Consider the following 22038-nt stretch of genomic DNA (forward strand, 5'->3'; position numbering starts at 1 on the left):
AGCTTAGATATATCTATTCCTTGAACTGACTTATGTGTAAAGCAGACTCAAAATTTGAGAGTGAAGGAAATGAAATATTTATTTCCATGATTTAATTTTTATACTTATTCCACTTTTTATATAAGGTGTTGATAATAGTAAATTATTTTATGATTTTTTAGAAAAAATCAAAGTTCTATCAATTATTTATTTAATTTGATCAGTACATTAATAAGACTTATTAAAAATTTTGCTATTTAAATAATGGATGATGTATATGAAGCGACAACTTGGTGTTTTTACTACCGATCAAATAAATAAATCAGGTTTCCGAATCCGTGCAAGTGCATTGATGAGTTCGGAGGAACGACATCATTTTGAACGACTTACTACAGGTCTTCCAGCTGGGTTACCAGCTCACATACAACATGATATGCATCGACCTTTTGGGTGGAGCAAAGTTCTTGGTCTTTATATTGATAGTGAAATGGTTCGCGTAGTTGGAGTAATTGAAGAGGCAGAAACTGAGCAAGAGACAATTCAGTTAACACAACTAGCTTCTCTTTTTTGGGAGGTACATCATAATAAAGAGAGTGATAATTTAAAAAGAGATTTATTAGAAAGAGCTAACTTATCGGAGCTTGATGAGTTTGATAAGTTTCTTAAGATGGAAGCATATGTATTATCACGCAAAAATGTTGCATCATTGCTTTATCCTGAACTGTTTAATATCTCAAGCGATTCTGTAGATAAAGATGGCTTAACAGATTACAAAATACTATGTCAGAGCATGAAGCAAGTTCAACCAGGTATTTTTCTTGATAAAAAACATAATTTATTGATATTTGCCCATAGATTCTTCAGACGTAGTCTGTCACATAGAAATAAATTAAATGAATATTTTCTTTCAATTTTTGATAAAACCGTAGCAGAAAATTCTCATCTCGTTCCTCGACTACGTCTTGACCCAGATCTTATTGGTCATCCAGAAACTGTTACCAATTTATTAGAGTTAGAGTATTGGTGGGGACCACATTTTAACGATGATATTTCATTGATACCGAACGGTGTAACTGAACATAAGGCATCAGAGAGAACAAGATATTTCGAGGGTATCGATAGAACTCAAATTTGGTGGAAATCACCTGAAACACGCTTAAACTCAAGTATAGAGGACAGGTATCGTACCTTTGAAATTGAAGAGCTAGTTGAGAATTCATCTGGTGGGCTTCCTGATGAGCAGTATGGATGTCGTTATGCACATGCAGAATATTCTATCGGTACTTCAGCTATTACTCATTTTGATGGTGCTATACGAGCCTATCCCCAAGATAAGTATTTAGACAGAATTGATTTAGCGATCGACCAAGCTGGAAAGCACTCTGATTACACAAAACTGTTCAGATTTGATGGATGTATGACAGTTGATCTTTGGAAGCGCTTATTATGTGATTATTTTAAAGGTAATCCTTTAATTCCAGAATATCTTGGTGCTGCTCAAGATGATATAGAAATAGAACCAGAAGATATTATAAATAAAGATGTATCAAAAATTGATACCGAAGAGTCTAAATCAGAAAGTGAATTAGCTGTATTTATTAGCCTTACACACAGCGTTTCTATTAATGAGTCTTGTATTGAGCCGTCTGTAATAGTATTACCTGATGAGCGACTCTTACAAACAATAGAAACAGGGTGCGGTGCTATTGATAAATTCATTCGTAGTAAATTTGACGTGGCAAAGATAACCTCAACTTCTATCGATAACGGAACATTAAATCTGGCAAAAGTAACTTTCGGAGCTACTAGTAATCTTACTGTTGAGATGCAAGATTTTATTTCTGGCTTTTCTAATTCTTTACTTTACGATATTGAACATAATGGATTACAAAGAATAGCAGTTCCTATTAGCTGGGTTAATAACAAATTGCTGATAAATCTAAGTATCAAAGGTTCTGGGATGCAGGTTTACCAATTGTTAGTTAAATTATTTACAATCATAGACCCGTTAAAGCCTGCATCGGAATGGATAGAAAACTTAGCGAGCGCGATTACAGCATTAGTACCTATTTCCACAATTACCCCAGATTTGAATGGGGTACTTCAAGGTCAATTGACTTATAAGCGTGCTGGAGTTGTTAAATATAGAATGAAGTTGCCTGATTCACAAATGAAGGGGCTCCTTGATGAGAAGCCAGATTGGTTACGACAGTAAAAGATTGAAAATATTTAAGATCTTTAAATTTTGACAGTAATACTCGTACTAGTTACTGTCTAATTGGTACTTGATTGGAATGTTTCATTATAGCAGTTTAAATTTTTATTAATCAAAACATAAAATGAGGGGTTTGTGGATTTTATTATTTTTTTGCATCAAAAAATAAAGATATTTGTTGATTGTAGTGGATTACTTTTCAAGTTTATTATTGGTTTTGGTGTATGCTTAATTATTTTGTATTTTATGTACATCGGATATTTCCCAACAGATTTATCGTTAGGGGATGGTCTTTTATTCTTTCTTATCACAATTAAATTTTGTTTTTTGTATTTGTTATTTTTAGGAGCACACTATGCTCTCGGAAATACTTTGGTTGGTATGTTGAAGGTATTAAAAAAATATATGTATCACCTTGTTTTATTTTAGAAAAAAGTTAGATGAAAAAATATTTAATTTGTTCTTTCTTGAATTGGATTTAAAAGAAGGCGTTGATAAAATTGGAAATTTTTTTATCAAGTTTTTACTTTCTATCTTTGGGTTAGCTTTTGTCTTTGTATTTTATGGCGGAAAATCATTGAATTTTTTGATAATGATTTTCTTAAGTTTATTACTCAAAGTTTGTATTGATAAACTTATAAAACAATTTAAAATAGAAAAAATAAATAATGAGAAATTAACTGAGGGTGAGAAAGAGTTAAAAAATAGAAAGTTATTAGTAATGTTGCTTTATATACTATTTGTTCCTAGTGGCGTATATCTATTTTATGCTGGAAAAGAGACAAACTTTTTTATTACCAATACACTGGGTTCTGTCCGAGAAGACGATAAAAATAGTCTTATTTATATCAAATTAGTATTCAAAGACTTTTTTCCTGAAGCTAAAATTGGAGATAAGAAAGGTGACTATATAGAAATCAAGGATGCTGAGGTTTTATTAAGAGGGGTAGGGAAAAATGCTTTAGTCCAATATATATCTAAAGCTAAAGATCAAAATGGAAATATGGTCCCTATCAAAGTGAAAGTAGAAATTCCAAATGATTCACTTTTAATTATACGAAGATCACATGATAAAAAGTAATAATAAATTTTTTACTATGTGAATAGCTAAGCCAAAAATCTATTAATCTTTATAAATCAACTATTTAAAAGTTAAATTTTAGTATCTGTACTCCCCCTTAATAGAGTAAGAGGGTGTTAATCCTCGCAAAAAAATGGTGCCCATAAGAGCACCACTTTTACTCAAGCAAATAGCTGAAGTAATTTTTCAATCCGCGATTAAAGGTTGTGGAACACCTAATTTTCCTACATAGTACTCCTATTTTTGAAAACTTCAACTCGGCTTAGATAGTAAGATTAATACATCCTCTCGCTTAAACAGCCTGATCTTATGATCTGTTTTACCCATGTAATAAGGCTTGATCAGCTTCTGCTTCTGTAAGTTTGTAATATGTGAATGAGGCATACCTAGTAGGTTGCTAGCTTCAGCTCCTGTTAAATATTCTTCTTTTAACTTAAGGACCTCATTTAGTTCATCTCTTTTAACCAGACTCCAATAGACTAGTTCTTCAATTGTTAAAAAGCCTGTTTTGCACCAATATTGGCGTAACCAATTCAATGAACAATTTAACGTCTCAGCTGCATCTTCAATACTAATAAGGTCATCATTTTCAATTTTATCCTTTATCAGATGTAATGATTTTCTGTCAACTCGTACCGAGATTGGATTCTCTGAGTTTCTGCTCAAATAGCCTTGATGTACTAAATATAATACTTGTCTTAAGCTTATTCTCAATAAGCAAGCTGCTTCATATAAAGAATAACAGTGATCCTCTATCAAATTATTTGTCCCTTTCCTATGTCTTCCTGTTCGAGTTTGATAGTGGGAAATTTGGTTAAGATCTATTGGCTCGATATCCTTTACAGAAGACTGTTCATAAAAGTTAATTGATAAGCCATCAATATGTGGTCCACTTACTGGGGCTATCCCAATACTTAGCAGCTTCTCTACTAAATTGGTGGGGTTAACTTTAAGCTTTCTTGCCAAGGTTGATGCTGTGACATAATTTTCATGAAACGCGTCAAGTTTTTCGTATGAGATAACCTTTACAATGGATTGATTATCATCAAGAAGCCAGTGAGTTTTGCTCAATTTTCTTGCTGTTTCAAAATTGATATCCAATTTTTTTGAGATTTCCGTAATTGTTGGTTGTACGGGTTTCCTTTGAGGCTTAGCTTTAGGAGGTATAAATATTTTATGATCAATAAACTTATTTTTTTTAATCAAAAGTTTTTCAATTAATAAGCTCTGAAGGTTTTCAAAATCATAATGTTTTTTACGTAATTTTAAGAAATCACTTGCTATAAGGCTTTTGAACCGTCTTCGTCCAACATTTAAAATGAGTCTTACTTCTTCTTGTAAAAGGGGGAATTCTTTTGATCTAGCAGTGATCTTATATCTTGAGCATCTTTCTTCTACTAATCTTAGATAATTACCAAAGTAGTTAAACTTCTCTTTTTCCTTTAAAAAGGGAAGAAGTTGGACTCTTGGGTGGGCTAGATAAATCCTATTGTTTATCCAAGTACTTAATCTTTTAATCGAATTGCTAGGATCTGTAAAATATTCATAAGTTGCTTTTGTATATTCTTCATCAGAGAAAGGCTCCTGAAGCTCAGCAAAACTTTCTAATGCTGTCCAGTATGAGGTGAACTCCTGAAAAAATTCGTGATTTTCTTCTTTTAGAATTCTGGTGAACCAGTGAATGATATGGGTTGTCTTACAATGAACTTTTGGAGCATGAGTGAGATCAGCATTACAAAAAGGGCATATCGTAATACAACCTTTTGCAAGTGTAATTGCTTTACCACATTCATGGCACTTATTTAAAAGTAATAATGAGTGTACTAGGCAAGCATAAATTGGCTTAAATAGCCATATTTTTTTAAAATAAGGATGCTCATCAAGACATTGAGGACAAAATGAAAATTCACGAAGTCGTAGTAAATTTTCATTAACTTTTAACTCTCCCCACTTTCTAGGAGAGCGATTGGTGGGGCCCACGCGTTCTAAAGCTAAATGTTGATAAGAAGAATCCAGATCTAAAACTTGTAGAACAAATTTAAAACGGGGTAGATCAGTTAAATCACAATTAGGTGCTTGCTTGGCAAGGTAGGAGTAATTTTCTTTACCTAGGAGTGTATATACTGATGAATGCCTATTAAGCTGTGCAGCTCTGAGCAAAAAGCTAGCAGCTGTTTCTTCTTCAAAGGGAATTGGTTGTATAAGCAAACTTTTATTATTCATTCTTAAACTCCTCTTATGCCTGAGGCTAATTGGGTAAGACTCATAACAAACGGATCTTGTTTAAAATCACTAATAAATAGGGTTATTCCAAGTTTCCAAGCCTGACTGAAATCATTTTGTGTAACGGTATTCCTTCCATCTTCTAATGCAATCACAATACTTTCACGTACAAGACTCATCACATAGGAGTGATAGCCTTTGGTTGCAGCAAAGATTTGCATACCTAAAAGAGAACTATCTAACTCCGGACTAAAGGCTGTATCGTGTTCAAGGGCTTTATTAGAGATTTCATGGAGAAATGAGTAGATTGTCCCATATGTATCTTTTGTACCTAGGGTAAGCGGAAATAATTTGTAATGGAAAGGAAATCGCCTAGCAATTTGAGTGTCAACTTGGATGAGTTTCGCGAATGGGGGAAGTCCTACAAGACAGAAGCTAATACCTGTTTCATTGACTAGGGTTTTTATCCAGTTGCCTACCGTAATATTCATTCTTGTAGACGTAGCTTTCCGGTCAAAAAGATGATGGAACTCATCTAGAAAAACCAGCTTCGTTTCACATTGGATGAGTAGATAGGTGAGTCTTGAAGTGAGGTATTTTGTCGTACCCATGTCAAAACTAGGATCGCCTAGTTTGTTTAGCATTGTGATTGCTAAGGACTTTACTGTTGCTGGTGATGGAACCTCAACGTAAAAGGCAGGAATAACCCGTTTTTTTCGATCATTCTCTATTTTAATCGAACTTGGCATTTGGGCGATTAATGCCTGACATAGCGTTGTTTTTCCAAGTCCACCTTCAGATAGCAGCATACTCCCAATAGGTTCTTTATATGCAACACTACGTTCAGCACATTGTCGAATACCTTTATATGCAAGCATAAATTCATCGGAGGTAATCACAAGATCATTGAGATAGCTGACAGCTTCGAATGTAGTATTATCTTTTACCATCTTTTTTTACCTCCATTGAGCCAAATCTAGTTGGAGGCGTTAAATTCTCTTTGTGGATTTCCTCATATATTTTTAAATTTTCTGAATTGACTGTTGAATTTAAGCCTAAATTCTCTTGCAGTTGTTGCAACTGCTTAGGAAGATCAATTTTGATTTGTTTTAGCTTGGGTTTCTTCCTAACAATATCTGTTTGTATGTCCTGCATAAGGCTATATAAGTGATAAAGATCAGCAAACATTCCTAATCGTTGTCTGTCTGAATCTGCCATTAATTTTTTTCTTTTCTGTACTTCTAAGTGAGCTGCTCGAGATAAGTTGCGTGTATATTCAGGTTTTGTTGAATCTGCTTGAATGACGACTTGTTTATCATTTGGAGAAAGAATATAGACTTCATTGAGGTTAAGGTCATCGACCAAAACGGTAACTTTTTTAATCCTTTCTGCTTCTAGAACTGTTAATGCATGGGAGTAATAAGTCAATCCATCTATTTGTACTTGTCCATGATGGATTGTTCTTTCAACAGGTCTACGGCAAATAATTTTAGCATCAGCTTCTGCTAGAAAAGATGGCTTAATATGTTCAATTGCATTATTCCACATCGTAATAGGAGTCAGTCCAATTTGACTATGGATAGATTGCTGATAGATATTATTAATCCACTCATTTATGTATTCTTTGACCTGTTCTAATGAATACCTGGCATTCTTACTGGGATTATAGAGACCTCGCTCACTGGGATTTGAAAAGGTGGTCCCAGATAGCTTCTGAATAACTCCTTTGGTCAATGTCGAGAAAAAGCGTTCGATATGAGGTTTGTTATTAGGTGTTCCAATTTGGGATGGAGTAAGTGTAATTTTTAATTGTTCACAAACTCTTGCCAAGGCATTATTTTTAAATTCGACACCATTATCTGGAATAATAATTGATGCAATGCCTCCAGGTAATCCATGATTTGGACGAGTAATCATGTCCTTGATAACTGCTAAGGTTGTCATGGCACTAGGTGGAAACATACTAATGTAGGTACCCACGATCACACGTGAATATACATCGATCGCACAAGCTAAGTATGGTCGTCCTAATACCTGGTGTGTTATCGGGTCAATCACAATAATATCCAAATAATGCGTATCGATTTCGACCATGTAGAGTGCAAAGGGACTAGGGCAACTTTGACCAGATGCTTGAAACGTTTTTCGTGCTATGCGACTCCCTTTTTTAATTTTAGTAACAAGATAAGGGTCTAATTTTTCTATATAACGTTGAATGGTTCTTCTGCTGGGTAAATATTTTGTTGATATTCCTTGTTCTATCAACTTACCAAGCACATATGCTTGCACATCTTTACTGGTTCGATACTCAGGCTTTAAATAAATTTCATTAATTCCTTGAGATATGATTTGATAAATTTCTGGAGGGAATCGAAGCGATTGATTACCTTTATGCCCATTACTTAAACTTAAATTGTTATGACAGCTACTGTGATATTTATTTACCCATCGGGCTACAGTTCTAGGTGAAGGAGGTGTTTGATCCTCAAGCTCTGCTGCGACTTCCTTAATAAGTTCCTTTAAAGGAGCCAGAGCTGTAGGCATGTGTAATTTGTACAGAGCCGATTTCACATATCGTTCTTTACGTTGTATTTCACTACATTTCTCAGGATTGATGATTAGTTTTTCAGGAGCAAAAATACATTTGATTTCATCATTTTTATAGTATTGTTCAAATGATTCAGACGATAAAGTGAATGATTTTCCTCCGATAACAGCAGCGTAGCGAATTGTTCCATACGTAACCGTAGTGATCTCAAAAACATAGTCTTCTTGATTGCTAAAAATAAAGCGAAAGCCTGGTTGAGGAATAAATAATGATGATGACATTTTAAATTCCTCCTTCAGTATCTATGATGATCTTTTTATGAAAGAGTAAGTAATCTCCCAACTCGCAAGGCAAACCCAATTTTTGAAGAGATTCATAAGTAGCTTCAATATTCTGAAGAGGAAGCCTTTGTAGTGCCCTGATAGCCAAATCAATTTCTAATGATGTCCAAATGCGTTTATGTCCCCGTTGATAAAGATATAAAAGTTTTTGGAGCTGTTTCTTATTTGGTAAGCTAAATTGATCAATAAGTTTAAAAGTAATACCCATTTGATTGAATATTTCAGCGACTTGTTCAAACTTTTGTAGCTCTTCTAGTGTCAGAGCTTTAATAGAAGGTTTAACCTCATGGATTTCAAATGATCCATCTATGTTTTGGACTAAAAAGTCTGGATAGCAAAAATTACTTCCTGATAAGGGAATTTTTAAAGCCTGTGTACGGAAGCGTTTTACTTGGGAACTTTGTTCAAGACAGATTGCATTTGCTAATTCTAGGAAACTTTCAAGCGGAATTGATCCACCAGATTTAGTACTAGGAAATAAGGAAGTTCTACGACCAAAGCATCCTAGGTAAATGTCTCGTTGCCCAGGAAGTGTTGATGCCAAGTTGGGTTCAGCCTGAAAAGCTTTTTCTATTTGCTCCCAAATAAATTTGGTCAGAGTATTCTTTTTTTGTTGTGGGAAAGGGTACATATAAGTATCTCCAGCATTCTGTGACATCTCCAAAATATTTTTTAGAGATGAGTGAAATTCTTTATTGCTTAAAAAATGGCAACAAGACTTGACTGGTGGCTTTATACAGAAGATACTTTTGATTCTGACGTCTTTGTATGTTTCTATATAAAGTCACTAACGGATCCTTTTTTAGGGTCCGTTTTTTATTTGTTAATTCTTTTATGGCATTAATGTCACTCCTCAGTGAAAATTAACTTTGTTGGATAGATTCATTTCGTTGTTTTGCTAACCAAAAGGCTAAGTCTTTAACTAGTGCATATTTACCACGACGGTTTTCGACAGAGAAAATGGGGATTGGTACAGTTTTTCTTGTTAGGGCTTGTCTAAAGGCATCACTAGAGCGATATCCCAATGCAACTCTCAATGCTTCATCTGAAATCATGGGGCCATGACGTTCAAATAGATCACGTTCAATCATTTCTGCATTTATTAAGATTGCTTTATTCATCTTATTTAGTCCTAACACGTCATAACAAAAGCATATATCTTCTTAGAAAAATATGGTAGAAGAGCGTTAAGAGCTAAAGTTATACATAATTTTTTAATTAAGCTTTTGATTTTAAATGAGTAGATATCATTAATTTATAGTTGCGTTGAGGTCGCTACAACATGCAAGCGAAAAAAATAAAAACTAGGATAAGAAGAGATTGGCTTGATGTTATTCGTACAGCCATTTGGTATGCATATATAGAAGCAAAATTTTTAAATAGTACAAACTATGAGATAGCAAAGTTTATTGAACCTGATGTTTTCGGGAAAGATGAGGAGAAAGATATTAATAATCATATTAGGTGGGCAAAATATAGAAGAGGAAAGCATACGCCCGGAAAAGAGCTTATAAGCAAAGCTGATCAACATGTAAAAGGGACCGCTAGGATTATTAATCATGTTTTGTGGGAGGTCATTAGAGGACGTAAACCATTGAAATGGTTCATGGAAGATGGCGTAAATCAACTTTCTTGGGATGTACGAAGAATTATTATTAAATCAGCAAATGATAAAAATGAATTAATCCCTGTTTTACATATAACAAAAAATTTAAGAAGAATAGAGCGACTGGAAAATTTAGATGCATTGGCTGCATTGATCATCTTTTTAAGGATTGCGGTTGATCAAAATCAAAAGGAAATCGCTTTAAGGATAGGGCGTTCAATTTATAGAATATTATTGGTAATGTGTGTATTTCTCCCTTTAGTACATTTTAAGTATGGATTGGTATTTTTAATTTATCTATATGTTTTTTCTATTCTTCCACGTAAAACAAAAAACTTTGATAGTAATGATGTTGAGGAGTTTTGTGATAAATCTAGTAAGTTGAATTATATTTTATTAGCGGCTGAAGATGAAAATATTATTAAGGGGAAGGGAATCAGTAAAAAAATGTACACTAATTTTCTATTTGATATTCTAGATGGTAAGCGTGGGCTTAAACTTATAAAAGAATTTTCTCCCTCTTTTTAAAAAAAGGGAGTTTTTTTAGTTCATAAAGATGGTCAATTGATATGTTGATCAATATCTATACTCTTAAAGCTCATTAGATCAAAAGTATAGGTATCGATCTAATGTTTTTGATTTATAGAAATTTTTGTTGTTGTGGTTATATAGCGCCAAGCATTTGTTCCATCATTTTTTGCTCTCCAGTTTGTTGCTTTGATAGAAGCCCTCCAGTTCTCTGTACTACTTGAACAAGAATAATCACCAATCCATTTAGAATTGCGGATTTGTATTAGTACTTCAATTGTTAATTGGTCTGGTGGGGGCAATGGTTGCCCATTTTTTACTAATCCTGCATTTATCATTACTGCATTATTATCACCTAGATAAGTAAATTGCCCATTTTGTCTGCGGCATAGACCTTGTAGCTTTTTATAAGGTGATGCTACTTGCTCTACCCACTGTTGATGAATGAAAAAAGGGGATGAGTAAGTAGATACTCTCATTTCAAATTCATTATCGATCAGGACTGGTTTTGAAGGATCATATGATTTGATATGCCATTCATTGGTCAGCATCTGACTCACAGATGTAGATGTACCAGTATCTTGAAATTTTGTTGTACAAGACACCAAGGTTATAACACATATAATTATTGGTAAAATTTTAATCTTAAACATCATTCTAATTCTCAAATATCCTATTTTGGGATATTTTGAATTGTAACTGATATTGAGCCATGCGCTCAATACACGACCCTAGGTATCAAGACCTTATTAAGAAACTTATAGAACTTCGTGAGTCAAAAAATGTGACTCAGGTCGAGCTTGCGCGTCGTTTGGTAAAGCCGCAGTCTTATGTATCTAAAGTAGAAATTTTAGAAAGACGTATAGATGTAATTGAATTAATAGATTGGCTTAATGCTTTAGATAAAAAAACTATAGAATTTATTAGTCAACTTAACAATTGAAGCTAGAATACTTTTATCTTAATGACTTTATAAATTTAAAATGAAAAAAAGAATAGGACCAGATGGGATTCATTTTTTTGATAGATTCACAGGTTTAAATATTTTAATCGATGAAGTTATACCTCCTGAAAATGAGTGGTCACAAGCCCCAAGGCAAGTTTCTGTTGCTCTCACAAATGTATGTGATTTGCATTGTGAATTTTGCTATGCGCCAAAAGTAAAGGCTTCACTCCAATTAGATCAATTAAAGAGGTGGATCAAAGAGCTAGATCAACTGGGTACTCTTGGTATTGGATTTGGAGGAGGAGAGCCAACTTTATATCCCCATTTTTCAGAAATTTGTAAATATACGGCAAATGAAACAGAGTTGGCGGTGACCTTTACAACACATGGGCATCGTTTAACAGACACGTTACTATCTAATTTGAAGGGAAATGTACATTTTATAAGGATCAGTATTGACGGAGTGGGGCAGACCTATGAGGGCTTTCGAGGTCGTAAATTTGATAAATTAATAGAGCGCATTGAAAGAGCAAGGGAAATCAGTTCATTAGGTTTTAATATTGTAATTAATGATTCAACAATACAGGATCTTGATCAGGTCACGGAAATTGCAAGGAAGTTTGATATATCCGAAGTTCTACTCTTACCTCAGCAAGCCACCCAAAATGTCAAAGGTTTATCAAAAGATTCCTATGAAAAAATGAAGATTTGGATAACAGGCTATAGTGGAGAAACTCGCTTAACTATAAGTGATATCGGTCTTGAGTCAAATTTTATATGTAACCCACTTTTGATGGAAACTGGGCTTAATGCTTATGCTCATATAGATGCTCTAGGCTTATTAAAAAGTAGCTCATATTCAAATATTGGTCAGCAAATTGGTGACAAAAGTATTTTAGATACACTTAAGTTATTAAAAGAAGATAAGTAAGGGGTAAGTATGAAAATTTGGAATAGTTATGGTTCAGAGCATTCAATGAATTTGGTGTTAATAGGTTCATTTGTTCAGGCTAAAGATGCTGAAAATGTAGAAAATTTAGTGAAGAGTTTACAAAAGATTTCTGAACATGAAAGCTATTATTTATCTGGTGAGCCTCCAGAAAATCATCGATTTTCTAAAGAAGTTTTAGAGGTTCTTCAAAAACAGAAAATTTATCATTTGTCACCTTTAGAAATAGATCAGTTTAATTCTGATTATTATCTAGAACGAGATGGAAATAAGATAACGATTGATACAGAAGAGATTGATATCTCTGCATTTATTAAAATTTTTGTGGATGCTGGTGCAAAAGTAGAAGTTTACTCCAAGCATTTTTATCCTGAGAATCCTGAGCAAGTTGAGGAAAAATAGAATGTCTCAACTTGATTGGAATAAATTTGAAAATTTATCTGGTGCTGCTGATGTTAATTTTGAAAAACTTTGTAGATCATTAATAAAAAGACACTATGGTCAATATGGTTCCTTCAAAGAGCTTGCTAATCAGGCTGGGGTTGAGTTCCATCTAAAGTTAGATAAAGAGTGTGAATTGGGGGATTCAACGAGATGGTATGGATGGCAATGCAAATGGTATGAGATCGCTAAAGCAACCAATATTGGGGCAGCAAGACGATCTCAAATTGTTGATGCAATTGAAAAATCTAAAAATTCCTTGAAGGAATTAACCGATTGGGTTCTATGGACGAAAAATATTTTAACTAAAGTTGATCAAGAGTGGTTTTACGGATTGCAAGCTAGCTATCCATTTAAACTTCATCTTCAAACTTGTGATGACATTGAAAGTTTATTGATTGGGCCTGCATTAGCGTTGCGAGAGGCTTATTTGGGTGAGTTGGTAATTGATGAACAAGTACTAAATCAACATTACCAAATCATAGCATCTACTCATAGTAAGAAGTTTCAACCGGAAGTGCACCAAACGGTTAAAGCTGAAAAGATAATTGAAAAATGTTTAGGAAGACACTCTTCTTGGGACTCACTAGATAGCCTTGAAAAATCTATAAACAATAATTTAAAAATAGTCAAAGATGCAGTTAATCTTGATGATAGCTATGTCAAAACAACCTTGCCCGATTTTATAGCAGATGGGGAAAGATTGAGTGATTTTTTAAATTCTTTATTTTCAGAGTTGGCAGTAGGAAATTTTGAAAAAGCAAAAGAGCTTTTGGTTGAAGATTTAAGTTGTGATGGGTCTAAATATAGGAAAACGATAGCTCGATTACGAGCTAACAGAAGCTATACTGCTATGTTTGCAGCAAATTTGTTAGCAGATTTTTATGCTTTTTCACAAGAAATAAAAAGGGTAAGGAATGCTTTAAATACCAAGGTCATTACTATCGTTGGTAAGGCTGGCGATGGTAAAACAGATCTTGCTTTAGACATATGTAGACCAAGAGATAGCATTAATGCTGGAGTTCTTTTTTTAGGAAAAGATTTAAATGCAGGCGAAACTTTAGATCATTTAGTCAAAAGTTTTAAGATATATGGACGACCTGTTAATACATTTGAGGATCTTTTAGAAGCTGTAGATGCAGCAGGTCAACGTCTTTGTAAACGTATTCCAATTGTAATTGATGGGTTAAGTGAATCTGAAGATCCAAGAAATTGGAGAAATGAAGTAGCTAAAGCAAATGTATTACTAGAAAACTATCCAAATATATTACTAGTGTTAACTTTAAGAGGGGAGTTTTATAGAGATTGTATTCCAGAACAAATTCTAACTTTTGAGTTGAATGGGTTTGTAGATGATCCAATTGCAGCGATACATTGTTATTTTGAACATTACAAAATAGATGCTTTAGATGCAGATATACCAATCGAACTACTTTCACATCCTTTAACATTAAGACTTTACTGTGAATCAGCAAATTCAGAAAGAAGAATAGTTGTAGGTGTAGAAGCATTACCCCGTTCTCAAGTTGCTATATTTGAGAAATATTTTGAAAAAGCAATTGATCATATTGTAGATTTATCTCCGTCAAATCAAAGGTTATATCATGAAGATATTGAAGATACTTTATTGAAAATTGCTGAAGTTTTATGGACAGAAAATCGTAGGACATTAGATTTTAATCAGGCTCGTAGTATTGCTAATGAAGTCGTGAGGTCAGGAAGCAGCTTAATAAAAAACCTTGAATCCGAGGGGATATTATTAAAGTATAGATCACAAAATGGTAATCAAGAGATAGGTTTTGCTTATGATTTAATGGCTGGCTTTAAAATAGCTGAATACTTATTGAAAGGTGATTTTAATAGCTGGATTATACAAAATATAAATAAAATTCAATATCATCAACCACATTCAAATACTTTGGCTTATGATGTTTTTAACTCATTAGTTGGCTTATATCCTAATTATTATTCTAGAAAACAATTTTGGCAATTATTGGAAGGGGCTTTTAGAGAGAAAGCTCTTTTACAAACAACTCAAGAGCAAGCGGCTCTTATCAATAGAGAAACAATCGAGAAGTTTCAGGAATATTTATTATCCTCAGAGAAGTTTGCATTTGAAGCATTTACAAAACTGAAAACAACTCGGTCAGCATATGCTCATCCCTTTGATGCAAACTTTTTAGACAAAGCTTTAAGAGCGATGGGAAATACATACCGTGATTTAACATGGTCTGAATGGATAAGAAGAAATTCTAGAGAACTTAAAAATGACTTAGAGGTCCTTGAAAAAAGATGGTCTGAAATACAAATTGGTTCTAATGAAAAAGGTCGAGCTATATGGGTCCAATGGTTATTAACAACTAACCATAGAGATCTAAGAGATCAAGCAACAAAAGTACTTTCTATATATGCTAAAAAAGATCCAAGAGCATTCTTTGAGATGGCAATTAATTCATTAGATATTACCGATCCATATGTGCCAGAAAGAACTTTTGCTGCAGCGTATGGGGCTATTTTAAGTGCTGATTTTATTGATGGCGAAAAAATAAGTAGTAATGTTTGTGATTTTGCGACACGAATAATTGAATGTTGTTTTGAGCCAGATGCAAAATTCTCAACTACTCATACAATTCTAAGAGAATATTTCCTAGGTATTATTAATTATGCTTCAACGGTAAATCAAAATTTTGTCAGTCAAGAATATTTAGATTATTGTCAAAAGCCTTATAAGCATTTACCAGATCTGTTCGATAGTCTTCCTGATATAAGTGATGAAGAAATTCAGGCTATAAAGGAATCAGCCTTACGTATGGATTTTAATAACTACACTATTGGTAGATTGGTGCCTGAACGGGGAAATTATGATGATTCACATCCTGGTTACATCCAAACACGAAAGACTATATTGAGAAGAATGGCACAACTTGGTTATGTTCCAGCAAAATTTCAAGAAATAGATAGAAATATATCCTCAAGCTCAAACTCTCGCTATGAGAATGATAAAAAAATTGATAGATATGGTAAAAAATATAGTTGGATTGCTTTCTACGAAATGTATGGATGGCGGTCTGATAGAGATCTTTTAGATGAATGGCGGGACAATGAAAGATGTAGCGATGTGAGTATCGATCCAACGTTCCCTAAAATTGATAATTCTTGGAATCCAGAACTTACAGATATATTTACTAATTCTCCAAATGATATTGGTGAGTGGATTTTACATGGACCAATCCCTGATTATTTTAATCTTTTGGAGACTCAGCAGTTTACTCAAGGTGATAGTTGGATTTTACTTAATGGATTTATACAAGAAGATTCAAAAACAGATTATCGTGAAATATTTACATTTATGAGAGGTTTTTTTGTTGCAAATGAATATATATCTACAATACGTGAATTTGTAAGTAATAAGGATTATCTTGGTAATAATGCATTGCCACAAATTCCTGAAAACTATTACAAATATGCAGGCGAAATGGTTTTGGACAATACATTTTTAAATCTGAATCAAGATGTAAGTAGTCGAGTAAGATTTGATGAATGGGATGAATCAAGCTTCTTAATAGAAGTGCCTGTGCAGTCTTATTCTTGGGAGTCTTATCATAGTTCATTGAATCAAGCAGGGGGAATTGACTTTCCAAATCCTGAGTTATGTCAAAGACTAAATTTAAAATATCATAATGGCGATCCAGACTTATATGATATTCATGGAGTCGCGTCTATTTTCAGAACATTCAAGACCGATGTTGGGAATCTGAAAGGTCATTTATCATATTTGAGAAAAGATCTTTTCCAAAAATATCTGACAGAAACTGGACAAACTTTTATATGGATATTGTGGGGGGAGCGGAGACAAAACTATAAGGGCGGTGTTGAAGTATATGAATATTTCAAAACTAAACAATATCTGCATAAACAAGTTTATATTTGGAAGGATGATCAAATAGTTAAATTAGATTAACTTATGATATTAAAATTCAATTAAAGAAAAAAACCGCCAATTTATGGCGGTTTTTTATCAATGACAACTTATGTATCGCTCAATGACATTTTATGTGTCGCAAATGACAACTTATGTGTCGCGTGACGCGGTGGCGCTATCTTACCAACTCAAAGCTCCGCCCGTTTGGTAATCCGTAACGCGCGTTTCAAAAAAGTTCTTCTCTTTACGTAAATCCATCATCTCAGACATCCACGCAAAAGGATTGGTTACTCCAGCAAATTGCTCAGGTAAACCAAGTTGAGATAAACGACGGTTACAGATGAACTTCAAATACTCTTCCATCATTGCCGCATTCATACCCAATACACCACGTGGCATCGTGTCACGCGCATATTCGATTTCAAGCATTGTGCCTTCAAGAATCATCTGAATTACTTCTTGTTGGAACTCAGCCGTCCATAAGTGTGGGTTTTCAATCTTGATTTGGTTGATCATGTCGATACCAAAGTTCAAGTGCATTGATTCATCACGCAAGATGTATTGGAATTGCTCAGCAACACCATTCATCTTATTACGGCGACCCATACTCAAGATTTGAGTGAAGCCACAATAGAAGAAGATCCCTTCAAGTACACAGTAGAATGCGATCAAGTTACGAAGTAAGCGTTGGTCGTTTTCAGGTGTACCTGTATGGAAATTAGGATCAGTTAATGATTGTGTATATTTCAAACCCCACGATGCTTTACGTGCAACACTTGGAATTTCACGGTACATGTTGAAGACTTCGCCTTCGTCCATACCTAAAGATTCGATACAGTATTGGTAAGCATGCGTGTGAATCGCTTCTTCAAATGCTTGACGCAAGATGTATTGGCGGCATTCAGGGTTTGTAATATGACGATAAATCGCCAAAACCAAGTTGTTCGCAACCAATGAGTCTGCTGTTGAGAAGAAACCTAAAGAACGCATAACGATAGTACGCTCATCTTCGGTTAAGCCATTTTCAGACTTCCAAAGTGCGATATCGTGGTTCATGTTAACTTCTTGTGGCATCCAGTGGTTTGCACACCCATCCAAGTATTTTTGCCAAGCCCACTCATATTTGAATGGAACAAGTTGGTTTAAATCCGCACGACAGTTGATCATGGCTTTGTCGTCAACTTGTACACGCTGAGCACCCATTTCAAGCTCTTCTAAGCCCGGTGCAACGTCCAAATGATCTAGGGCTGCAGATGCTCTAGCCAACGAATCGGTTGGATTTGTTGCTCGGTTGGCACTGGCTCCAACGGGTTGTGCAGCTGCCATGCTCGGCGATGATTGCTCTGCATTAGATACCACCTGCGTATTAACCGTTTTTTGCGAGTCGAGGGACGCAGACTTGTGTTCAGGTGTAGTCGGTTTTTGCGAATCATCTTCAAAATCGTCCCAACTTAGGATAGACATATTTAATCTCACTATAATCTTAATTTATTTACATTGCAGTTTTAAAAAATGAAAATGGCGCATAAGAAACACAGCAAAACAAAAAGGGTAATAATCAATCCCATCATCGCTAAACGTTTGAGATTGATAGTTGCGGGAAGTGAGTTTGGCGTTAATAATTTGCCTGTTTCATCATAAATGGCAATCGCTCTTGCCCCGCTACTTAGCCCTAGCTCTTGTAATGCTCGTATTTCTACTTGTGTTAAACCAAATTCCATTCGCTCCATTGCTTGAATAAACATATAAGGAGCTAAATACTTAAAACCGCCACCACCACGTTTGAGTAACTGCGTTAATGTAGTTTCAGCGATACTAAAATCACCTAATAACGAACGTGGATGTGAAAACTGTGCACATTCAGTTAGGTATTCTGTAGAAGATGGATAATGAAGTACTATCCGATCGACATAAATCTGTACTAAAACAGCAGGAGCATTAGCATATCGTTCTAAATCAGTTTGAAGCATAGTTCTATTCCCTAATAAAGCACTTTATTCGTCTTGCTTACGCTGTTGTTTACGAATGGCTAAAAATGCATAGACCATTGGTACATAAAAGAAAATAAAAGCAAAGATGAGAACTGCAAGTCCTAACATATAGTTATGATTGATATTGAACATCATCTTTGCCTCTATATTTTAAATCTTGAATAAGCCCTACTTTATTTGAGAAGGGCTATCCCAAGATCTAATTACTGACAAGCTTCGCAGTCTGGATTGTCAATTGAACACGCCATTGGTACTGGAGCAGCAGTAGTGAAACCATCTTCTTCAACTTGAACTGCTGGTTTCTTTTCTTCAAGGACAGGAGCTGCAACCACAGGTGTTTCAACAGTTGCTGGTTTTACTGCATTAAGCGCACCCGTATTGATTGTTGATTTCTCAGCAGAGGTTGCACCTAAAGCTCGGAGATAATACGTGGTTTTAAGACCGCGTAACCATGCCATCTTATAGGTGATGTCAAGTTTCTTACCATTTGCACCAGCGATATAAAGGTTAAGAGACTGTGCTTGATCGATCCATTTTTGACGACGAGACGCAGCATCAACGATCCAGCGTGTATCCACTTCAAACGCAGTTGCAAAGATTGCTTTTAATTCTTCAGGAATACGTGCAATTTTTTGTACCGAACCTTCAAAGTGTTTCAGGTCATTGACCATTACTGTATCCCACAGACCACGTTCTTTTAATGCGCGAACAAGGTAAGGGTTGATGACCGTAAATTCACCAGAAAGGTTAGATTTCACATATAAGTTTTGGAATGTTGGCTCAATTGATTGAGACACGCCACAAATATTTGAAATGGTTGCAGTTGGTGCAATTGCCATCACATTTGAGTTACGCATACCATCTTTTTGAACTTTGTTACGTAAAGTATCCCAGTCCAAACGTTGAGTACGGTCAACTTCAAACATACGCTCTGGACGTGATTTTGCAACGATTTCTAAAGAGTCGATTGGCAAAATCCCTTGATCCCACAATGAACCTTTAAATGTTGAATACGCACCACGTTCGATCGCCAAGTTACTAGACGTTTCGATTGCGTAATAACTGATGACTTCCATTGATTCGTCAGCGAAATCTACTGCTGCATCTGAACCGTAAGCAATGCCCATTTCATAAAGCGCATCTTGGAAGCCCATGATTCCCATGCCCACAGGGCGATGTTTCATGTTTGAGTTCTTCGCTTGTGGTACTGCATAGTAGTTAATGTCGATCACGTTATCGAGCATACGTACCGCAGTCTTAATCGTGCGAGCAAGTTTCTCACGATCTAACACACCACCTTGAACATGTTGTACAAGGTTGATCGAACCTAAGTTACATACCGCGATTTCGTCTTGGTTTGTATTTAAGGTAATTTCTGTACACAAGTTAGATGAATGAACCACGCCAACATGTTGTTGTGGTGAACGTAAGTTACATACGTCTTTGAATGTGATCCACGGATGACCTGTTTCGAACAACATCGAAAGCATTTTGCGCCATAAATCTTTTGCACGAATTTTCTTGTGCAACATGTTTTGGTCTTTTGCGATTGCTTCGTAGTGTGCATAACGCTCAGCAAATTCAGCACCTGTTAGATCATGCAAATCTGGTGTTTCAGAAGGTGTGAATAGTGTCCATTCAGCATCTTCAAATACACGTTGCATAAATAAATCAGGAACCCAGTTCGCTGTGTTCATATCGTGGGTACGGCGACGATCATCACCTGTGTTCTTACGTAGCTCTAGGAATTCTTCAACATCCAAGTGCCAAGTTTCTAGGTATGCACAAACAGCGCCTTTACGTTTACCACCTTGGTTGACTGCAACGGCTGTATCATTCGCAACTTTAAGGAATGGAACAACACCTTGAGACTTACCATTCGTACCCTTGATATAAGAGTTCAAGGCACGTACAGGTGTCCAGTCATTACCTAAACCGCCTGCCCATTTTGATAACATTGCGTTGTCACGCATTGCACCATAAATATCATACAGATCATCACCAATCGTGGTGAGGTAACAGCTTGATAATTGTGGACGTAATGTACCTGAGTTAAATAGGGTAGGCGTAGACGCCATATAGTCGAAGCTAGAAAGTAAGTTATAAAACTCTATCGCACGTTCTTCTTTGTTTTCTTCATTCAGTGCGAGACCCATTGATACACGCATGAAGAACAATTGTGGTAATTCGAAACGTACGCCATTTGAATGAATGAAGTAACGGTCAAATAACGTCTGTAGACCTAAATAAGTAAATTGGTTTGAGCGTTCTGGTTGAATTGCTGCTGCCAATTTAGCAAGGTCAAAATTAAGAAGATCCGCTGAAAGTAGATCAAGCTCAATCCCTTTCTTTAAGAAAGTTTCTAAAGCATCATTTTCTAATGTATCGGTAGATAGACCTAGGAATTCTAAGCCAGTGCTCACCAATTCATTAGATAATAAACGTGCTGTGACATAAGTATAGTTCGGCTCTTGTTCGATACGAGTACGCGTTGCCATCATCATGGTGGTCGCGATATCGCTTTCTTTTACGCCGTTATATAAATTTTTAACAGTTTCATCAACGATTGCTTGAACATCAATCCCTTCCAAACCTTCACTTGCAACTTCAATTGTTGTTGTAAGCGCACCGAGGTCCAAAGGTTGGAGCTGACCTTTAGCATCAGTGATCTGAAGCGTAGGGTGGTGGTTTGCACCAGTTTGCTGACGAGCGGTTGCACGTTGATCGCGATAAATCACATAGGCACGGGCAACTTTTTGTTCGCCTGTACGCATAAGAGCCAATTCGACTTGGTCTTGGATTTCTTCGATATGAATCGTGCCGCCCGATGGCAAACGACGGTTAAACGTATTGAGTACCATCTCAGTGAGTTGAGTGATACGGTCATGGATGCGACTAGAGTCAGCACCTTGTTGACCTTCAACAGCTAAAAAGGCTTTCCCAATCGCAACAGAAATCTTCTCGGCATTAAATGACGCAATCTCACCAGTGCGCTTAATAACCTGAATTTGACCAGGAGTAGAAGTGATGATGCTCATGTCAGCATAGCTCCATTATCATCTATTTTTATGTTCATAGACCGTTTGAATCGAGCAGAAATATGCCACGATGTTTGAGGGATAAACACAATACTTAGTGGTTAAAGTTTATTTTCAACACAAGATACGGGATTTTTTACAGCAGATCAATCCTTGACATTTTGATAAGTTTTTTTTCATGTCTTAACTGCTGAATTCACAGGCACATAGCATAACAAAGCCATTAAAAA

General features: G+C 35.3%; 17 protein-coding genes. 7 read left to right on the forward strand and 10 right to left on the reverse strand.

What is annotated here, in order from left to right:
* Positions 1-256 precede the first annotated feature (256 nt).
* The gene (locus MMP60_RS14055; RefSeq protein ID WP_241336984.1) at positions 257-2194 is read left to right on the forward strand and encodes a hypothetical protein; all 1938 of its coding nucleotides are present in this window, start codon (positions 257-259) and stop codon (positions 2192-2194) included.
* Between the two features lie 415 nt (positions 2195-2609).
* Positions 2610-3275: a hypothetical protein gene (locus MMP60_RS14060; RefSeq protein ID WP_241336985.1), complete on the forward strand. Its 666-nt coding sequence runs from the start codon at positions 2610-2612 to the stop codon at positions 3273-3275.
* 252 nt (positions 3276-3527) lie between these two features.
* Here MMP60_RS14060 and MMP60_RS14065 read toward each other — a convergent pair whose 3' ends face one another.
* From MMP60_RS14065 to MMP60_RS14085, 5 genes are all read right to left on the reverse strand, one after another.
* Positions 3528-5498, reverse strand: coding sequence for a TniQ family protein (locus tag MMP60_RS14065; protein WP_241336986.1), 1971 nt, complete (start codon positions 5496-5498; stop codon positions 3528-3530).
* Between the two features lie 2 nt (positions 5499-5500).
* A complete protein-coding gene (locus MMP60_RS14070) occupies positions 5501-6448 on the reverse strand; it encodes a TniB family NTP-binding protein (RefSeq protein ID WP_241336987.1) in 948 nt (315 codons plus the stop codon).
* A complete protein-coding gene (locus MMP60_RS14075; RefSeq protein ID WP_241336988.1) occupies positions 6435-8327 on the reverse strand; it encodes a Mu transposase C-terminal domain-containing protein in 1893 nt (630 codons plus the stop codon). Before MMP60_RS14075 ends, MMP60_RS14070 begins: the two co-directional genes overlap by 14 nt.
* Position 8328: 1 nt before the next feature.
* Positions 8329-9018 (reverse strand): Tn7 transposase TnsA N-terminal domain-containing protein, encoded by a 690-nt coding sequence (locus MMP60_RS14080; protein WP_241337023.1) that lies wholly within the window; start codon positions 9016-9018, stop codon positions 8329-8331.
* A 232-nt stretch (positions 9019-9250) separates the two neighbouring features.
* Positions 9251-9508, reverse strand: coding sequence for a pyocin activator PrtN family protein (locus MMP60_RS14085; RefSeq protein ID WP_241315673.1), 258 nt, complete (start codon positions 9506-9508; stop codon positions 9251-9253).
* 161 nt (positions 9509-9669) lie between these two features.
* Here MMP60_RS14085 and MMP60_RS14090 point away from each other — a divergent pair, with 161 nt between their 5' ends.
* Positions 9670-10521, forward strand: coding sequence for a hypothetical protein (locus MMP60_RS14090; protein WP_241336989.1), 852 nt, complete (start codon positions 9670-9672; stop codon positions 10519-10521).
* Positions 10522-10619: 98 nt separating this feature from the next.
* Here MMP60_RS14090 and MMP60_RS14095 read toward each other — a convergent pair whose 3' ends face one another.
* Positions 10620-11243, reverse strand: coding sequence for a hypothetical protein (locus tag MMP60_RS14095; RefSeq protein ID WP_241336990.1), 624 nt, complete (start codon positions 11241-11243; stop codon positions 10620-10622).
* Between MMP60_RS14095 and MMP60_RS14100 the strand changes: the two genes are divergently transcribed.
* The 4 genes from MMP60_RS14100 to MMP60_RS14115 are packed head-to-tail and all read left to right on the forward strand — an operon-like array spanning position 11234 to position 16818.
* Positions 11234-11464 (forward strand): helix-turn-helix transcriptional regulator, encoded by a 231-nt coding sequence (locus MMP60_RS14100; protein ID WP_004638035.1) that lies wholly within the window; start codon positions 11234-11236, stop codon positions 11462-11464. The genes MMP60_RS14095 and MMP60_RS14100 overlap by 10 nt on opposite strands.
* A 40-nt stretch (positions 11465-11504) precedes the next feature.
* The gene (locus MMP60_RS14105) at positions 11505-12398 is read left to right on the forward strand and encodes a radical SAM protein (protein ID WP_241336991.1); all 894 of its coding nucleotides are present in this window, start codon (positions 11505-11507) and stop codon (positions 12396-12398) included.
* 9 nt (positions 12399-12407) lie between these two features.
* Complete coding sequence (locus MMP60_RS14110; protein WP_241336992.1) at positions 12408-12818, forward strand: DUF6375 family protein; 411 nt, start codon at positions 12408-12410, stop codon at positions 12816-12818.
* 1 nt (position 12819) lies between these two features.
* The gene (locus tag MMP60_RS14115) at positions 12820-16818 is read left to right on the forward strand and encodes a hypothetical protein (RefSeq protein ID WP_241336993.1); all 3999 of its coding nucleotides are present in this window, start codon (positions 12820-12822) and stop codon (positions 16816-16818) included.
* Positions 16819-16959: 141 nt separating this feature from the next.
* On the opposite strand, the gene MMP60_RS14120 is transcribed toward MMP60_RS14115, so the two are convergent.
* From MMP60_RS14120 to MMP60_RS14135, 4 genes are all read right to left on the reverse strand, one after another.
* Positions 16960-18243, reverse strand: coding sequence for a ribonucleotide-diphosphate reductase subunit beta (locus MMP60_RS14120; protein ID WP_241336994.1), 1284 nt, complete (start codon positions 18241-18243; stop codon positions 16960-16962).
* 41 nt (positions 18244-18284) lie between these two features.
* Positions 18285-18749: a hypothetical protein gene (locus MMP60_RS14125; protein WP_004682967.1), complete on the reverse strand. Its 465-nt coding sequence runs from the start codon at positions 18747-18749 to the stop codon at positions 18285-18287.
* Positions 18750-18773: 24 nt separating this feature from the next.
* A complete protein-coding gene (locus tag MMP60_RS14130) occupies positions 18774-18902 on the reverse strand; it encodes a preprotein translocase subunit YajC (protein WP_081401095.1) in 129 nt (42 codons plus the stop codon).
* 71 nt (positions 18903-18973) lie between these two features.
* Positions 18974-21808 carry a ribonucleoside-diphosphate reductase subunit alpha gene (locus MMP60_RS14135; protein ID WP_241336995.1) on the reverse strand — a complete coding sequence of 945 codons (2835 nt, stop codon included), beginning with the start codon at positions 21806-21808 and terminating at the stop codon, positions 18974-18976.
* Positions 21809-22038: the final 230 nt, after the last annotated feature.

It is taken from the genome of Acinetobacter sp. ANC 4805, assembly GCF_022549495.1.
Taxonomy (GTDB): Bacteria; Pseudomonadota; Gammaproteobacteria; order Pseudomonadales; family Moraxellaceae; genus Acinetobacter.